The following is a 16,551-nucleotide window of genomic DNA, read 5'->3' as shown; positions in this document are numbered from 1 at the left end:
ATCGCCGCTGGCCACGACCGCGCCCTTCAGGACGTACCGATCCCGCCCATACGAAACCCGAGCCCACCGCCCCGCGCCCGCCCGCACCGTCGCACCGAGGTCACACCGGGCATTCCGGCCGTTGCCGCGACGGCGCGCCCCGCGCGCCCACGCCGACACCCCCGGGGGCGTGCCACCCTTGTGTGCCCGCGTGGCCCGCGCATATCTTTCTGCCCGTCAAGTGGGGCCGCAGCGAGGCCGACCGCGATACCCGATGATCCTGACCGGTGTGGGTCAGGAAGAAGCCGAAGAATTCGGCGGGGTGGCGGGGGCCGCGCCGGTGACCAGTGCCGGTGGCGTCGTCACCGGCCTTCGCTGTGCGCGGGCGCTGTGCCCCCGCCCCGTGACGTGCCGTGGCTACCGCCCGCCGCGGCGCTCCCCCTGCCTTCCCGGTCGCGGCCCAGTGGCGCGCGCGTGCCCCCGCGAGTCGCGGCGGCACGGGCCGCGCCCGCCGGCCCGCGACCGCGTCCGACTCGAACTCCGGACGTGCCGCCACGCGTCCGCGCCTGAACCAGGTCTCAAGGAGCAACGTGTTCAAGGATCTGATCCCGCCCCCGGGCCCGCCGCGCGGCCTGGCGCTCGCCCAACTGGTGTGCCGCCTCGGTGACGGCGCCTACAACATCTGCGCCGCGCTCTACTTCACCCGCATCGTCGGGCTGTCCCCGTTCCAGATGAGCCTGGGCCTGACCATCGGCTGGTCCGCCGCCCTCGTACTGAGCGTGCCGCTGGGCCACCTGGCCGACCGGGTGGGCCCGCGAGGGACCTCGGTCACCCTCTTCGTCTGCGCGGCCCTGTCGGTGGCCTCCTTCATCTTCATCACCTCCTTCGTGCCGTTCATCATCGCCTCGTGCGCGTACGCGGTGAGCCAGCGCGGTGGCTCGGCCGCCGAACAGGCACTGCTCGCCGGTCTGGTGCCCAAGGAGCAGGTGACCCGGGTGCGGGCGTTCGTCCAGTCGAGCTACAACGCGGGCATGACGATCGGCGCCGGCCTCGGTGGCCTCGTGCTGCTCTTCGACCGACAGGGCGCGTACTACGCCGCGTTCGCGCTGAACGGCATCGCCTTCCTGATCGCCGCGTACATCCTGCGCCGACTGCCGGCCGTGGCCCCGGTCCCGAAGGAGCAGCTCTCCCCGGACGGCAAGTCGACCAGCAAGTCGGTCTTCCGGGACGCCCCGTACGTGGTGATCAGCGTCCTGAACACGGTGCTGCTGCTGTACGTGCCGCTGATCGCCGTGGCCCTGCCGCTGTGGATCAGCGAGCACACCTCGGCGCCGGTGTCGCTGCTCTCGGTGATGCTGATGCTGAACACTGTGGTCGTGGCGCTGTTCCAGGTCCGCGTCTCGGAGGGCGTCAAGGACCTGACCAGCGCCATCCGCTACCTCCTCCTCGGCAGCTTCCTGCTGGCCGCCGCGTGCGTCGCGTTCGCCTTCTCCGGCACCTGGGACTCGGCCTGGACGGCCGGCGTCCTGCTCGTCGTCGCCGCGGGCCTGATGGTCGTCGGCGAGATGATGCAGGCCGCCGGCGAGTGGGAGGTCAGCTTCGGGCTGGCCCCCAAGGGCAAGACGGGCCAGTACCAGGCGTTCTTCGGCAACGGCATCACCGTCGCCGAGATGCTCGGCCCGCTGGTGCTCACCGGCCTCATCGTCTACTGGGGCGCCCCCGGCTGGATTCTGCTGGGCGGGCTGTTCGTCGCGGTCTCGGCCGCGATGGCCCCCGTGATCCGCTGGGGCGGCCGGGTACGGGACGAGAACGAGCGGCTGGAGCAGGAGTCGGTGGCGGCGGCCGACGCGGACCGGCCCACGGACCGGGCGGAGCCCCCGGCCGGCTTGGCCCCGGCCCCGACCGCGACGTCAGCCCCGGCCGCCAAGCCGGCCACCGGCCACCCGGGCGAGGCGGTGGACGACCTGGTGTAGCGGCCGGCCCACGCCGAAGCACGCACGCCCGGTCGCGCCTGCCCGAGCCCGAGCCCGGTCGGTGGATTTCCACCATGCCCCGACGAACATGACGTCATAGCGATATTGGCCTTAGACGCACGGAAAGCGAAGTCATAGCGTCAGGAGTGTTCGCATCGGGGTTCGCAACGAGGGGAATTCACCATGGGCGTCGGATATCCGAAGACCATTGACGCGCACCGCCCGGGGCAGGGGCCGGGGAATGGTCAGGGTGCCATCAAGAGGCGGGCGAAGCTGAGGAAGTTCCTCGGGGTGTCGCTGGCCGCCGCCGCTGTCGGCGTCTGCGCCGTGAGCAGCGCGGACGCCACCACCAGCGGCAGCGCCAGCAGCACCCCGGAAAAGCCACGGGTCCAGGTCATCGATATCAAGCTGAAGAACGAACAGCACGCGGAGACGGACCTCGGCCCGGCAGGACCGAGCCTGGGCGACTTCAACTCCTTTTCCGGCCGAGCCATAAGGGACGGCCGCGAGGTCGGACTCGGCGCCGGTTCCTGCAAGACCGTTCATATCGAGGGCGCCAAGGCCACGACACAGTGCGTGATCACGGTGGAGATCGGCCGAGGCTCGGTGACGATGCAGTCGCTCGCGCCAAAGGGAGGCAGCTCGCTCGAGATGGCCATCACCGGCGGCACGGGCGCCTACAGCGGCGCACGCGGCACCGCGCAGTACTGGGCCATTGGTACGCCGGACGAGTGCATGCGGGTCCGCCTCCTGCGGTGAGCCCCGACGCGCGGCCGGGCCGCTCGGCGGACCGCCGGCCCACCGGGCGGCCCGGGAGGCCCTGAAGTCCCGGGAGTCCCGCGCTCACGCCGACGGACCGATGTCCTCCTCCGGCGTGACGGTCCAGTGCCAGGTGATGGTGGCGGTGTAGTCGAAGTGCCGGCCACCCGGGTGGTCGCGCGCCGTGTGGGCGCTGCACCAGCGCTGGGCGTGGGCGCACTGGGCTTCGAGGTCGTACGTGGGGTCGACCTCGGGCGAACGGTCGCCGCACGTGCGGCACACCGCCCGGGTGAGCGGGGGCGGTTGGCTGGGGTCCATGTCGACGGTCATGGCGACGAAGCGGTAGTGGCTGCGGGTCACTGGGCTGGGCCTTTGATGGTCAGACGGGCGTGGCGCGCGCACGCGCGGTGCGCGGTGAGCCGTCGGCGTACGGGATCGTCCGGACGACGACGGCCCACGGCGGTAACGGCCCGATCCCGCTCGACGGCACGGTCACAGACCTGACATCGCAACGGGAGGGCGTCCGCCCCGTGGACGGAGAGCACGGCCGGGGCCAGCGCCGCGGAGAGGATGGCGGGCCGGCTCAGGTAGTCCCCCGACCACCCACCCGGCACCCGCCAGTGCAGGCCAGGACCGTTGTGCCGGCCTGCGGGCGGTACGCCGAGATAGGTGACGCTGGTGTCGGTGCGGGCCGGGAGCACGGTGACGTACGGCCGCAGCCGCTCCCACTGCTCCCACGGCGCGAGGGCCGCCTCGCGCGGCGGGAGCAGCCAGTACGCGGTGCAGGCGTGGGGGTCGATGATCGCGGCGCTGCCCTCGATGCCGTCCAGGACGTCGAAGGCACGGGCGGCGATGGCCGTGTGGGTACGTACGGCGTCCCACCGCTCCCCCGTGAGCAGCAGCGTCACCGCCTCGCCCGCCGGCGGAACCCAGGCACGCTCCCTCACCAGACGCCCCCGCGAGCCCGGTCGGGCCGGCTCTCCGCCGTACGCCCGACGGACCGCTGGACGACGGCGTACGCCTCGGCCAGCCGCCCCGCGTCGGTCAGCAACCGCCCGGGCTCCGGCGCGACCCGCCACCAACACAGCCGGGCCCGCGTCATGCCGGGCACGAACAGGTAGCTGCCGTCATCCCCGGCCAGCGTCACACCCTCCCGCTCCCGCAGGTGCCGCACGGCCTCGGCCCACGGCTCGATGAGCCAGGTGAGCTGCTGCTCGCCGTCCATCTGGATCACGGCCCCGCTGTCCTCACCCAGTTCGGCGAGGACGCGGTCACCGCGATGCATGGGCAACGTGAGCGCGTGCCACCCCAGTTCGCCAACCCGCGTCCAGCGCACGCCTCCGCCGGGGGGAATCCAGTCGTGGGGCGGAGTGGGTGTGGTCGGTTCGGTGGACATGGCGCAGCCTCCGGCGTCATCGGTGATCGGTTGATGACTGACCGTAAGGATTCGGCGGATGGGGCCTCAAGGGCAATCTGACGAGGTGCTACCGCGTTGTGCCACGGAGCGTCACAGCGGCACCCCCAACGCGTCGGCCAGTACCCGCATTTCGGGGGTAAGCGTCCGCCGCCGTTCGATAACGCGCCCCATGATGTCCTGCGCGTAGCGCTGCGCGACAATCCACTGTGGCGCCTCGGCTCGCACCTGCTGGAGCACACGTACGCAGCGCGCCTCGTCCCGCAGGCGGAGGTGGGCGTCCGCCACGTCCAGCAGGTGCCGGCACCTGCCGCTCTTCCCGCCACCTTGCGCGGGCACCCACTCGCGTACGGCACTGTGCAGCCGCAGTACGCGATCGGGCCGCCGCTGGATGGCGGCGTGCTCGGCGCGTTGGTGAGTAACCGTCACTGGACCGAAGTGCCGCAGGTAGTCCGGGGCGCTGATCACCTCACGACCGAGCCCGACCGCCGCGATGTGCGCCATTCGCAGGGCGTCGGCGGCCTCCTGCTTGCGGTTGTCACGTACGGATGCGGCGCCGATGCGTAGTTGGAGGCCGCCCCAGACTGCCAGTTCCTCGGTCGTCGCGCGGGACATGCGAGGCTCGACATCGTCCGCCCAGCGAGTAGCCAACTCGGCGACTTCAGCAAGGCGTCCTCGCCGCAGCATCTGCTGACATTGGGCAACGATCGCCGCTCCCCCGTCGAGTTCGTCGGTGGCGGAGTCCAGCGCGCGCTGCGCGGTGTCGTCGGCCGCCTCGTATTGCCGTACCTGCCCCAGGAAGGACGTGGCAAGTTGCATGGTCTGGTAGCGCAGGCGCCGCGATGTCTGAGAGTCATCGAGGGCCCGGGCATCCCGGATGAGCGCGGGGAGCATTCCACCTAGGGCGTCGTACCGCTCTGTCGCGAACAGCGCCCGACCTCCCGCGAGGGCACCGGAGACCCCGGCAGGCGTCGGAGGATCAGACAGTTGGTCAGTAGGCGCTCCCAGCGCTGCCATCACGGGACGCCAAATATCCTCGGGTACGGCCGGACGCCAAGGTGTCGGTGCCTCGGTGAGCAGGTGGGACGTGGTGACACCGAGCGCGCGAGCGAGTTGGTGGGCGGTCTCCAACCGCACGTCGGTCCGCTCTCCCTGTTCCAGCTTGCGCACGGTGGAGACGGATAGGTCAGCGGCTTTGGCCAGTTCGCTCTGGGAAAGGCCGCGCCTTTTCCGGGCGATTTGCAGTCGTTGGCCGATAGTGCCAGGGGCCTCGGGCATACTGAGCTCCGTTCTGACTCGACACCAAAACGGTACTCCGACGCGACGACGTGACGGTGACGCAGCGATGCCGGACGGGCTGCTGGTGCTCTGGGACATCGACCACACTCTCGTGGACACCCGCGGCATGGGGCGCGAGCTGTGGGCCGCCGCGTTCCGCGAGGTCACGGGCGTCGAACTGCGCGAGCAGGCAAGCATCGAGGGACTGACCGAGCCCGTCATTCTCCGCGAGACGGCCAGGCGCCATGGAGTGCGTGACAGCCGGGAGTTGTTCGAGCGGTTCGCGCACGCCCTGGGCGCCGCGCACGTACGGCACGCGGCCGAACTACGCGTACGCGGTCAGGCCCTGTCCGGCGCCCGCCAACTCATCGCCGCCCTGGCCCAGCGCCCGGAGGTTCGGCAGACGGTCGTGACCGGCAACATCCGCACAGCCGCCGAGGTAAAGCTGGCAGCGTTCGGTCTGGAACATGAACTCGACCTGGGCATCGGGTCGTTCGGAGAGGACGCCGACGAACGGCCGGGCCTGGTACGCGTCGCCTTGCGCCGTTCCGACACCCCGGCCGAGCAGGCGGTACTCCTCGGGGACACACCGGCCGATGTGCGCGGCGGACTGGCGCACGGCGTACGAGTCATCGGCGTAGCGACCGGCCACACGAGCGCGGCCGACCTGACAGCGGCGGGCGCGACACAGGTGCTGCCGGATCTCGCCGACACGGAGCGGGCACTGCGCCTGATCGTGGGCTGACGCGACCTTCAGGACGGTGGACCAGAACGCCACCGTCGGCCCTCTCAGCCCGCAGACAGGCGCACGCCGGTGTGTCCGAAACGCGACTCCAAACGCCCCTGCAACAGCCGCAGTTGACCATGCTCAGGCACGAGCCAGCAGGCCCCTTACGCCGCAGCGCCTCCCTCTCCCGCCCCAACCACCCCGCTCCCGCACCCGACCCAGCCCCCACGCCAGCGCCCACACCGCCGAAACCCGGAGGTCGGCCGGCCGGCGGGCCGGGGCGAGGACGGGGGCGTACGCCGCGTACGTATGAGCACGCGCATCCACGGCGCGCCCTCCGGGCGACCAGTATCGACGGGCCATATTCGGCCACCCGTCCACCGTCGCACACTTTTCCGGGCGCATTCCGCGCCCTCTCGCGGGACGTCGGGGCGGCGACTGAAAAGAGGAGTTTTGCTGGTGACGGCAGGAAACCGGGGATAAGATATCGCGCGCTGCTCGCGATGGCGGTCAGTGAGGGTGGTGTGGGGTGGGGGCACCGTGCTTGAGCTGCGAGAACACGCTACCCGGGACGGGTTCACCCGAGGCCGTGAACGTGCGTTTGCTTTTCCTGGTCTGCCACGCTTACGTACTGCCCCAATACACCCAGACGGCCATCACAAAGCGGTCCACGCAACGTCAGTGGGCCCTTTTTCTTCCCTGATGTTCGCGGCCGGCGTCCGCCCGAAGTCATGAAGTGGACGTGTGGCGAGAAGCGGGTGCTTCGTTTCACGACAGAAGTGACACGACGAGAGAAGTGTGGAGTGTGATGCCATGAACCGAGTCGATAGGGACGACCCGCGCGGGTTAACCCGGAGACTCACGGAGTCGTCGGGGCGCATCGGGTTGTCCGTTCTCCTGTTGGCAGGCGGCGCCCTGGGGGCGACGGCTGGGCCGGCCGCCGCTTCGGCCGACGACGGCACGCTGACGGTCCAGGTGCTGCGCGACTTCTTCGGCACCGGCGTGGTCAACGCGACCATGGACGTGCCGCAGCGGGGCATGAAGGTGGAGGTCACCGACCCCGAAGGGCACGTCGTGCGCGGCGTCACGGACGCCACGGGCAAGGTCGTGGTGGAAGGGTCGACGAAGCTGGAGGGTGGCCGGTACCGGGTCGACGTCAGCGTTCCGGCGCCGTACGACAAGTACCTGCGGGCGGCGCCCGCGTCCACGGCGGAGAACCACTTCGACAGCTTCACGTCGTTCGTGGACGTGTCGGAGGGCAAGGACGCCTCGGTGGTGACGGGGGTGTGGAACCCGGCGGACTACGCGCTGCCGGACACGCGGTACTTCGTACCGATCCACAACGGCGCCAACGCGACCGACAAGCGGGCGTTGGTGGCGTTCGACGCCAAGTCCCGCGGCACGTGTCCCACCGACAAGGCCTGCCCCACCACGCTGGCCACGCAGGACCAGGTGGGTACGACGTTCGGGCTGGCGTACGACACGGACGACGGCCGGTTGTTCCAGAGCGCGTTCGCCCGCCGCTACTCCGCGTACGGGCCCCAGGGTGGCGGCGCGATCTACACGGTGCCGGCGGACGGCTCGGGCGCTCCGAAGCTGTTCGCGCGGGTGCCGGACGCCGCGGTGACGGAGCACGACACCGCGAACCTGATCAAGGACCCCGGGTTCACCCAGGCGCCGGGCAAGGAGAGCATCGGTGGCCTGGCCCTGTCGGATGACGGTTCGACGCTGTACGCGGTGAACCTGCGCACCCGCAGCCTGGTGAGCTTCGACGCCACGGGCGAGACGGCCGACAAGCCCAAGGCGACGGTCCCGATCCCGGACCCGGGGTGCGCGAGCGCCGACGACTGGCGGCCGTTCGGTCTCCAGTTCCACAACAACACGCTGCACGTCGGCGGCGTGTGCAGCGCGGAGAGCACACAGAAGCGCGCGGACCTGAAGGCGGTCGTCGCCACGTACGACGGCAAGCGGTTCTCCACGGTGCTCAGCCACCCGCTCACGGCCGCCCGCGGCAGCGTCTTCGGGGCCGGTGACGACAAGGGCACCCACTGGAACCCGTGGAACACCGACCTGGAGACCTGGGACGACCGCAAGCAGGGCAACGTCTTCATCGATCCGCAGCCGGAGCTGTCATCGATGGCCTTCGCGCGCGACGGCTCGATGATCCTCGGTTTCCGTGACCGGTTCATGGACGTGCTGAGCTGGGGCGGGCTCGACCCCAGGCCGGGGAACGACACGGCGGAGAACGGCATGTCCGGTGGTGACATCACCATGGTGTGCGCCACCCCCACCGGCGAGTACCAGTGGGAGGGGACCGGAAGCTGCCCCAACCACGCGACTCCCGCCAACAGCGGTGGTCAGGCCGCCGGCGTGGTCGAGTACTTCCCGGGCGACTTCTACACCAGCGCGCACCAGGAGACCGCGCTCGGAGCGGTGGCGTACATCCCGCAGCAACAGTGGGTCGCCAGCACCGAGTTCGACCCGGTCGTCGACGTGGCCACCTCCGGGACCGGGTACTTCGACATCACGACCGGTCAGGGTCCGGGCAACGCCCCGAAGGACAACGGGTACGAGTTCGTCAGCCGGGCGCAGGGCGGTTTCGGCAAGGCCGGCGGGCTCGGTGACATCGCGTACGCGGCGGCGAACGCGCCGATCCAGATCGGTAACGTCGTGTGGTTCGACGGCGACCACAACGGCATCCAGGACCCGGGGCACGTGTTGCTGCCGGGGGCGACGATCAGCCTGCTGGACGCCGACGGCAAGGAGGTCGCCACGACCGAGACCAGTGCCGACGGCGAGTACTACTTCGGCGGTGTCGGTGCCGAGTACGAGCTGACGCGGGGCGCCAAGTACACGGTGCGGTTCGACGTGTGCACCGCGGACACCAGCCAGGTGCCCGAGCAACCCACCGCGGACAAGCTGAGGTTCACGCTCCCGCGGGCCGGCGACAACCGTGCGCACGACTCCAACGTGACGCCGCCGAAGACCGGGCCGCTGTGCACCGGCGAGGCGCCGGTCACGGCACCGGCCAAGGCGGGCGGGGTCGACCACACGATCGACGCCGGGGTCTACATCCCGAAGGACACACCGTCCCCGACCCCCACCCCGACGCCGACGCCGACCCCGACCCCGACGCCCACGCCGACCTCGGAGCCGACCCCGACTCCGACGTCGACCTCGACCCCGACTCCGCCCACGGGCACCACTCCGCCGGCACCCGTGCCACCCGGCAACCAACCGGACCCGGACGGTGGCGGCGGACCGGGCGGCGGAGGTAGCGGCGGCAGCGGCGGCAGTGGCGGTGGCGGCGCCCAGGACGGTGGCGGCGGTTCGCTGGCCAACACCGGTGCGTCCAGCGTGCCGGAGCTGGTCGGCCTCGTCGGTCTGCTGGTGGGTTCGGGCCTGGTCATCGCGTACGTGACCCGGAACCACCGCGCCCGGCGGCACTGAGCGAGCCCGACAACCGCCGAACAGCCCGCACGGCACCGAGAAGCACGTAAAGGGGCCGTGCGGCGCTGAACGCACCGAACAGCGCTGTGCGGAGCGCACGAAGATGAGCTGCCCGTCCGCGTCCCACAAGGGCGCGGGCGGGCGGCTCACGTCTCGGCCGGCCCACGAGGGCCGGCCTCGATGTCGTCTGCCACCTGACCGTCGCGTACCGCGTGTGCGCGCGGCGGTACGGCGGTGGGGTGATCGAAAGGGTGAAGCGGCAAGTGTCAGCGTCGAACCGCGTGCGGAGCGCGCGCCCGAGCAGGGTCCCCCCGGGGCGTCCGGCCGACCGGCGTCGGTGGCCGCCGTCGCGGCGGGCCGGGATCGTCATCGGCGTCGCGGCCGTGGGGGTGGCCGCGCTGGTCGCGGTGGTCGTCCTGCTGCTCGCCGACGACGATTCCGGCGGCGACGGGCCGCGCCGGCTGACGTCGGAGGAGGCGAGCCGGCTGGCGATGGCCCGGTTCCGCAACTACGAGGCGCGGGGCCGCGCGGTGACGATCACCGTGCCGGGCGCCGCCGGCGAGCTGACCGTCACCGGGGCCGTCGACTACCGGCGCAAGGTCGGTTACGGCGTGGTGCACGGCACCGGGCGCAACAGGTCCAGCGACGGGCTGATCCAGTGGACGCCCAGCGCGGTGCGCGTCCACCCGATGGCGGACGCCCCGGCGCACGCCCCCGCGTCGCCGCCCCGCTCGGGCTGGCACGACCGCCCGCCGCTGGCGGCCGGCAGCGCGCTGGACACCGCCCTGTCCATCGCGCTGGGCCTCGGCGGCGACCGCCCCGACAACGCCGAACTGCTGTCGCAGAACGGCGCCGCCTGGTGGGGGCGGGAGCGGGTGGCCGGGAAGCGGGTGGACGTCATGACCGGTCCGTCGTCGCCCGACCGCTCCGGCACGGCGGGCAACGTGCGCTACTGGATCGACTCCGACGGCGCCATGCACCGGGTGCGGGTCACCGTGGAATCGCAGCCGGAGCCGGTGGTCATCGACTTCGACACCCACCCGTACGTGCCCGTGAAGCCCGCGCCCACGGCCGCCCCGGCCCGGTAGCTGTATCGATCGCGGGCGTTGTCGACGCCGGTCAGGACGCCCGCACCCGGGCGTTGGCGGCGAGCAGGGAGACCGGTGGCAGCGGGATGTCCGCCGTCCTCGGCAGCGCGGGGACGGGCGGCACGGTGGTGGCGCCCGCCGTGGCCGCGTCGGGGAACTGCGGTTGCGGGGCGGGCGCCGCGACCTCGGTGAACGGGATGCCACCGGGCGCCGTCGGCGCCGGCCACGTGCCGGTCGGCGAGGACGTCCCGGCCGGCACCGGGCAGGCCGCGGTGGTCGCGAGCCGGGCGGGCACGGTCTTGCGCAGCTCGTTGCCGCGCAGACAGTTGCCCCGGCGCGGCGTCGCGGTGGGGAACGTCCAGCCGACGTCGACGGCGTTGTCGGTGAACGTGTTGTCCGTGATGCGGTTGGCGAGCGTGGGGATGTCGGCGGTCGCGGTGAGCACCAGCCCGGCGTTGCGGTGGCCGGCGACGCGGTTGCGGACGACCTGGTTGTCGCTGCCGCCGTCGATGCCGATCCCGACGCCCCACCCGCCGTCGGCCTGCTGCGGGGTGGCCGCCTGCTGGTTGGCGGCGATCAGGTTGCCGGCGATGACGGAACCCTTCTGCGGGAGCAGCTTCTCCTGGTGGTTGGAGTTGGTGGTCAGCCCGACCCGGTTGCCGACCAGGCGGTTGCGGACCACGTACATGTCCTCGCTGGCGTTGGTGCCCTCGTAACCCACCGCGTTCAGTTCGGCGACGTTGTCCCGGACCACGATGTTGCAGGGCTTGCACTGGCCGACGTAGATCCCCGAGTCGGCGCCGCCGGACGCGTAGCTGTGCGCGATGACGCCGTTCTGGGCGGAGAACGCGTAGATGCCGTACAGGCCGTTGCGGGTCGCGGTCACGTGCGAGACCAGGAACGATTTCAGGAAGGTGACGGGCTCGTCGCCGGTGTCGTAGCCGTCCCCCGACCCCGGCAGGCCGGCGGCGGCCTTCGCCGAGCCGGTGATCAGGACCCCGTTCTGCGTGTTGTTCCGCACGGTCAGGTTCTGCACGGCCACGCCGGGCGCGGAGACGAGGACGCCGTTGGGCTGCCGCGACCGCCCGTCGATGACGACCTTGTCCCGGGAGACGCCACGCAGGGTGACGCGCGGCCGGTCGATCCGCACCGACTCGTGGTAGACGCCGGGGGCGACCAGCACCAGGTCGCCGGGTTGGGCCAGGGAGACCGCGGCCGAGATCGTCGGGGCGTCGGCCGGTACGCGGATCGTGACGTGCGCGCCGGCCGGGCGCCGGCCCTCGCGCGAGTCGTCGCCGCCACCGCCACCATCACCGCCGCAGCCGGCCACCAGTGTCAGCGTGCCCACTACCGCCGCACACACGCGAAGAGCTAATCGAGGCATGATCCCAGTCTGGCACGGTGCTCCCAATTCCTCCCCGGAAAAGCCGGGTTGACCAGCGGGCGCGGATTCGGGTGTGGCACGCTGCACGCCATGCGCCGCCGAGCCGATCGCCAGCCGTCCCGCCGCACGTTCCTCGACGCCACCGGCGCCCTGGTGGCCGCCAGCCTGACCGCGGGCTGCACGGCGGACTCCGCCCAGCCGGGCCGGCACGCCGCCACCCCGGAGGCCACCTCGGCGGCCACCCCGGTGCCGGTCTCCGCGACGGGCCGCCACCAGGCGGGCATCACGCTCCCCGAACCCGCCCAACCCCACCTGCTCGCCGTGGTCGCCGACCTCGACACCGGCGTGGCTCCCGGCCCGCTCCTGGCCGAACTCGGCCGCGCCATCCGCACGCTCAGCTCGGGCACCGACCCGCGCCTCCTCGGCCTGGAGCCGGGCGACCTGACCGTGACCGTCGGCGTGGGCCCCCGGCTGGTACGCGCGGTCGGCGCCTCGCTGCCCGGCGCGAGTGACCTGCCCCGCTTCTCCCGCGAACGGATCGCCCCCGGGGCCGACGGCGGCGACCTGCTGCTCCAGCTCTGCGCCAGCGACCCGCTGCTCCTCCCGATCGCCGCCGCCGCGCTCGCCGACCAGGCCGGCGACCGCGTCCGCGAACGCTGGCGCCAGTCCGCGCGCCGCGGGGCGAACGTGCCTGTCGGCGAGGGCCGTACCGCGCCCCGCAACCCGCTCGGCTTCGTCGACGGCATCATCGGCCCGCACAGCGCCGCCGAGCGGGAACGCGACCTGTGGCTGGCCGGGCCCCCCGAGGTCGCCGGTGGCACCCTGGCCGTACTGCGCCGGATGGAACTCGACCTGCCACGGTTCGCCGCCCTGTCCGTGGCCGAGCAGGAGGCGGTCTTCGGGCGGCGGCGGGCCAGCGGCGTCCCGCTCTCCGGCGGCAGCGCCGCCTCGGGCCCGGAACTCGGGGCCAAGACACCGGACGGGCGCTACCTCGTCCCCGCCGACGCCCACGCGCGCCGGGCGCACGCCACCGCGGTCGGCGTCGGCCTCATGCTCCGCCGCTCCTACGGCATCGACGACCCGGCCCCCGGGCTGCTGTTCATCAGCTTCCAGAACGAGTTGCGGACCTTCACCGCCACCCTCACCCACATGGACACCTCCGACGCGCTGCTGCCCTTCACCACCACGACCGCCAGCGCGACCTTCCTCATCCTCCCCGGCTTCGACGCCCAACGCCCGCTGGGCGCCGGCCTGTTCGGTCGTTCGCGGGCCGCCTGACACGGGCTGGGGCGGCGGGCCTGTTCCACGGTGATGCCGGCCCCGAGACCCGCCGGCCGATATCCAGGTGCGCGCGATCGGCGCGGTGGTGTGGGATCGACGCCATGGCGATCGTGCTGGGCACACCGGACGTTGACGGGCTGGGCGAGGCCGTGGCCGAGCTGCGGGAATGGCAGGAGGACGGGGCCGCGACGCAGCTCCACCCCGGGGACCTGGGCTGGTACTGGCGGTTCGGCGCCAAGGCCACGGCCGCCGCGGTACGCACCTGGCGACGGGACGGGCGGCTGCTCGCCGTGGGCCTGTTGGACGGCCCCACCCTGCTGCGGATGACGACCGCACCCGACGTACGGGCCGACGAGGAGCTGGGCCACCAGCTGGTCACGGACCTGACCGCGCCGGAGCGCGGCGTGCTGCCGGCGGAACGGGTGTGTGTCGAGGCCCCGATGGACGCGCTGCTCCAGGACCTGCTGCCCGCGGCGGGCTGGCACCCCGACGAGCCGTGGACCCCCCTGCGCCGCGACCTCTCGGAGCCGGTGGAGGACCCGGCCGTACGGATCGAGGTGGTCGGCCCGGAACGGGCGCGGGCACGGGCCGAGGTGCAGCGGGCGTCGTTCGGCGGGTCGACGTTCACGGCCGAACGCTGGCACGCGATGGCCGCCGGCCTACCGTACGCCGACGCCCGTTGCCTGCTCGCGTACGACGCCCACGGCGAGGCGGTGGCAACGGTGACCGTCTGGTCGGCGGGCCCGGGCAAGCCCGGCGTGCTGGAGCCGATGGGCGTCCACCACGACCACCGAGGCCGCGGCTGCGGCAAGGCCATCACCCTCGCCGCCGCGATCACCCTGCGGGAGCTGGGCTCCTCCAGCGCACTGGTCAGCACCCCGACGTCCAACGTCGGCGCGGTGGCGACATACGCGTCGGCTGGGTTCCAGCCGTTGGGCGAGGTGCGGGATGTGTGTCGGGAGGGGGTGGGTGGGTGAGGGGTGCCCCGTGTGGGCGGGGGGCCAGCGCGAAGCGGCTTGGCCTGGCCCCCACAGGGGGGCATCCCCGCGCGCGGGGGGGGACCAGCCCGAAAGTCCGCCAGGTCCGGGCCGACGGCCGGGTCCATCCCCGCGCGCGGGCACCAGTAGTACGACGACGGGACGTGAACGGGTACGCCGGGTCCATCCCCGCGCGCGCGGGGAGCAGTCCAGCACGGGGCGCCGCCTCTCGGTGTCGCGGGGTCCATCCCCGCGCGGGCGGGGACCAGAGCGCTGCGGCGGCTTGGGCGGAGGAGTTCGCGGGTCCATCCCCCCGCGCGCGGGGACCAGCGCGTTGTCGGGCGCCGTGGTGGGAAGGGTCGGGGTCCATCCCCGCGCGCGGGGACCAGTATCGGCCCCACCAGCTCATCGGCGGCCGGGTGGGTCCATCCCCGCGCGCGCGGGGACCAGCGCCTCGACCTTCTGCCGGCATGCACCGATGCGGGTCCATCCCCGCGCGCGCGGGGACCAGGACCGCCTGACCGTCACACACTGCCAGGCCGTGGGTCCATCCCCGCGCGCGGGGACCAGTCAGGGGCGCGCTGGCTGGGCTTGCGCAGCATGGGTCCATCCCCGCGCGCGCGGGGACCAGCGCGAACGCTCACTTCGTATCGCTGGTGACCCGGGTCCATCCCCGCGCGCGCGGGGACCAGAGCAATTGACCTGCGGGTTCATCGCGCGGTACCCCGGTTTTTTGCAACTTCCGCGAACTCCGACCTATCGCCCAAGCTCGGCATAATGCTTACCTCAACCTCCCGACAAGCCAGCCTCCGCAGCCTATCCGCAGTCCACCCCACAAGCAGACCGACTGCCGACACCAGACGCGCCCTCAAGGCACGCAACTGCCCAACCCCGAAGACCCGTTCACCCGGCTTCGCCGTCGCGACAGTCACCAGGGCAGGCGCGGCAAGCAGCCCGGACGGTGTACGAACCGGCGAGCGAGGCGAGGGCCTGGCCCGCCTCGGCGTAACGCCAAGGCGCCCGCCCCTCGGGAAGTCGCGTGCCAAGAGGCGGGCCGGGGCGAGTTCGTGCAAGCCAGCATCAGCACGGCTGACGCCGCCCCCACGAGCGAAACGAACAGCACCACCGAGGCTTACTGGGCACTCGCGGCCGGGCGGACGACGACTTCGTTGACGTCGACCTGTGGGGGCTGGGAGATGGCGTAGGCGATGGCGTCCGCTATGGCGGAGGCGGGGAGGGCCACAGCGCGGTAGGTGCGCATGGCCTCCCTGGCCACGGGGTCCGAGATGGTGTCGGCGAGTTCGGACTCGGTCACGCCCGGGGAGACGAGGGTGACCCTGATGTCGCCGGCGGACTCCTGGCGTAGCCCCTCGGAGATGGCGCGTACGGCGAACTTTGTCGCGCAGTAGACGGCGGCGGTGGGTGAGACCTCGTACGCGCCGACGGAGGCGATGTTCACGAAGTGCCCGCCGCCCTGGGCGCGCATCGTGGGCAGGGCGGCGGCGATACCGTGCAGCACTCCCCGCACGTTCACGTCGATCATCCGGTCCCACTCGTCGGTCTTCAGCGCTTCCAGCGGCGAAAGTGGCATCACTCCCGCATTGTTGACCACCACGTCTACTCGGCCATAGCACTCGCGGGTGGCGGACACGAAGGCCCGTACGTCGGCGGCGTCCGTGACGTCCAGCCGCTGGAACGCCGCGCTGCCGCCCGCAGCAGTGATCTCCTTGGTCAGGGCGTCGAGACGGTCGGTACGTCGCGCCCCGAGGAACAGGTTGTGTCCGTCGGCGGCCAGCCGGCGGGCGGTCGCCTCGCCGATTCCGCTGCTCGCCCCGGTGACCGCGACGACCTTGGCTGTCTCTGTCATGCCTGCGATTCCTCTCGATAGAGCACCAGGTGCTCGTGGTAGAGCACTCCGTCACGGATGTCGCCCGTGGCGGTGAACCCGGAGTCGTCGACGTAGTCGATGTGGTTGCCGGTCACCGTGTAGCGGCCCGTGTACGCGCTGTCGCGGTTGCCTCGGGCCTCGTCGTACCGGCCGTCCGCCCGCAGCTCCTGGCGGATGTGACCATCCGCGGTCACCCACATGCCGACCACGTCGGCATCGCCATCCGCCGCGTCCCCTGTCATGACGCACTCCCCTCGTCCATGGCCCGTGGGCCTGTCTGCTCGACCGAGTCTGGGCAGGTCGGGGGGTGCCGACCAGGTTGTGTGTTGCCTGGGTGCGGCACACCCAGGCAA

Annotated in this window: 14 protein-coding genes and 1 pseudogene; 7 read left to right on the top strand and 8 right to left on the bottom strand. The window is 72.2% G+C overall.

What is annotated here, in order from left to right; translation table 11 throughout:
* The first annotated feature begins 569 nt into the window (after positions 1 to 569).
* Together OYE22_RS23230 and OYE22_RS23225 are read left to right on the top strand one after the other, a co-directional pair.
* A complete protein-coding gene (locus OYE22_RS23230; RefSeq protein ID WP_277322204.1) occupies positions 570 to 1,952 on the top strand; it encodes an MFS transporter in 1,383 nt (460 codons plus the stop codon).
* 183 nt (positions 1,953 to 2,135) lie between these two features.
* Positions 2,136 to 2,711 carry a hypothetical protein gene (locus OYE22_RS23225; protein WP_277322203.1) on the top strand — a complete coding sequence of 192 codons (576 nt, stop codon included), beginning with the start codon at positions 2,136 to 2,138 and terminating at the stop codon, positions 2,709 to 2,711.
* An 84-nt stretch (positions 2,712 to 2,795) separates the two neighbouring features.
* Here OYE22_RS23225 and OYE22_RS23220 read toward each other — a convergent pair whose 3' ends face one another.
* The 5 genes and pseudogenes from OYE22_RS23220 to OYE22_RS23200 form a co-directional block, all read right to left on the bottom strand.
* Positions 2,796 to 3,071, bottom strand: coding sequence for a hypothetical protein (locus OYE22_RS23220; RefSeq protein WP_277322202.1), 276 nt, complete (start codon positions 3,069 to 3,071; stop codon positions 2,796 to 2,798).
* Positions 3,068 to 3,658 carry a hypothetical protein gene (locus OYE22_RS23215; protein ID WP_277322201.1) on the bottom strand — a complete coding sequence of 197 codons (591 nt, stop codon included), beginning with the start codon at positions 3,656 to 3,658 and terminating at the stop codon, positions 3,068 to 3,070. Before OYE22_RS23215 ends, OYE22_RS23220 begins: the two co-directional genes overlap by 4 nt.
* Positions 3,655 to 4,107 carry a hypothetical protein gene (locus tag OYE22_RS23210; protein WP_277322200.1) on the bottom strand — a complete coding sequence of 151 codons (453 nt, stop codon included), beginning with the start codon at positions 4,105 to 4,107 and terminating at the stop codon, positions 3,655 to 3,657. The genes OYE22_RS23215 and OYE22_RS23210 overlap by 4 nt, the downstream gene beginning before the upstream one ends.
* A gap of 111 nt (positions 4,108 to 4,218) precedes the next feature.
* Positions 4,219 to 4,944 (bottom strand): hypothetical protein, encoded by a 726-nt coding sequence (locus OYE22_RS23205; protein WP_277324443.1) that lies wholly within the window; start codon positions 4,942 to 4,944, stop codon positions 4,219 to 4,221.
* Between the two features lie 261 nt (positions 4,945 to 5,205).
* A pseudogene (locus tag OYE22_RS23200) lies at positions 5,206 to 5,403 on the bottom strand (helix-turn-helix transcriptional regulator); the annotation flags it as partial.
* 67 nt (positions 5,404 to 5,470) lie between these two features.
* Here OYE22_RS23200 and OYE22_RS23195 point away from each other — a divergent pair.
* The 3 genes from OYE22_RS23195 (at position 5,471) to OYE22_RS23185 (ending at position 10,668) form a co-directional block, all read left to right on the top strand.
* Positions 5,471 to 6,148, top strand: a complete 678-nt coding sequence (locus OYE22_RS23195; protein WP_277322199.1) for an HAD hydrolase-like protein — start codon at positions 5,471 to 5,473, stop codon at positions 6,146 to 6,148.
* 897 nt (positions 6,149 to 7,045) lie between these two features.
* Positions 7,046 to 9,580 carry an SdrD B-like domain-containing protein gene (locus OYE22_RS23190; protein WP_277324283.1) on the top strand — a complete coding sequence of 845 codons (2,535 nt, stop codon included), beginning with the start codon at positions 7,046 to 7,048 and terminating at the stop codon, positions 9,578 to 9,580.
* A 407-nt stretch (positions 9,581 to 9,987) separates the two neighbouring features.
* Positions 9,988 to 10,668, top strand: coding sequence for a hypothetical protein (locus tag OYE22_RS23185; protein WP_277324282.1), 681 nt, complete (start codon positions 9,988 to 9,990; stop codon positions 10,666 to 10,668).
* A gap of 31 nt (positions 10,669 to 10,699) precedes the next feature.
* On the opposite strand, the gene OYE22_RS23180 is transcribed toward OYE22_RS23185, so the two are convergent.
* Positions 10,700 to 12,052, bottom strand: coding sequence for a right-handed parallel beta-helix repeat-containing protein (locus OYE22_RS23180; RefSeq protein WP_277322198.1), 1,353 nt, complete (start codon positions 12,050 to 12,052; stop codon positions 10,700 to 10,702).
* A 90-nt stretch (positions 12,053 to 12,142) separates the two neighbouring features.
* Between OYE22_RS23180 and OYE22_RS23175 the strand changes: the two genes are divergently transcribed.
* Both OYE22_RS23175 and OYE22_RS23170 read left to right on the top strand, forming a co-directional pair.
* On the top strand, positions 12,143 to 13,330 hold the full coding sequence (locus OYE22_RS23175; RefSeq protein ID WP_277322197.1) for a Dyp-type peroxidase: 1,188 nt from the start codon (positions 12,143 to 12,145) through the stop codon (positions 13,328 to 13,330).
* A 104-nt stretch (positions 13,331 to 13,434) separates the two neighbouring features.
* Complete coding sequence (locus tag OYE22_RS23170; RefSeq protein WP_277322196.1) at positions 13,435 to 14,310, top strand: GNAT family N-acetyltransferase; 876 nt, start codon at positions 13,435 to 13,437, stop codon at positions 14,308 to 14,310.
* Positions 14,311 to 15,442: 1,132 nt separating this feature from the next.
* Here OYE22_RS23170 and OYE22_RS23165 read toward each other — a convergent pair.
* Both OYE22_RS23165 and OYE22_RS23160 read right to left on the bottom strand, forming a co-directional pair.
* Positions 15,443 to 16,177, bottom strand: a complete 735-nt coding sequence (locus OYE22_RS23165) for an SDR family oxidoreductase (RefSeq protein WP_277322195.1) — start codon at positions 16,175 to 16,177, stop codon at positions 15,443 to 15,445.
* Complete coding sequence (locus OYE22_RS23160) at positions 16,174 to 16,440, bottom strand: Atu4866 domain-containing protein (RefSeq protein WP_277322194.1); 267 nt, start codon at positions 16,438 to 16,440, stop codon at positions 16,174 to 16,176. Before OYE22_RS23160 ends, OYE22_RS23165 begins: the two co-directional genes overlap by 4 nt.
* Positions 16,441 to 16,551 lie beyond the last annotated feature (111 nt).

Source organism: Streptomyces sp. 71268, from assembly GCF_029392895.1.
GTDB lineage: Bacteria > Actinomycetota > Actinomycetes > Streptomycetales > Streptomycetaceae > Streptomyces.
The sequence above is the reverse complement of the archived record's forward strand: the minus strand, read 5'-3'. Positions and strand labels throughout refer to the sequence as shown.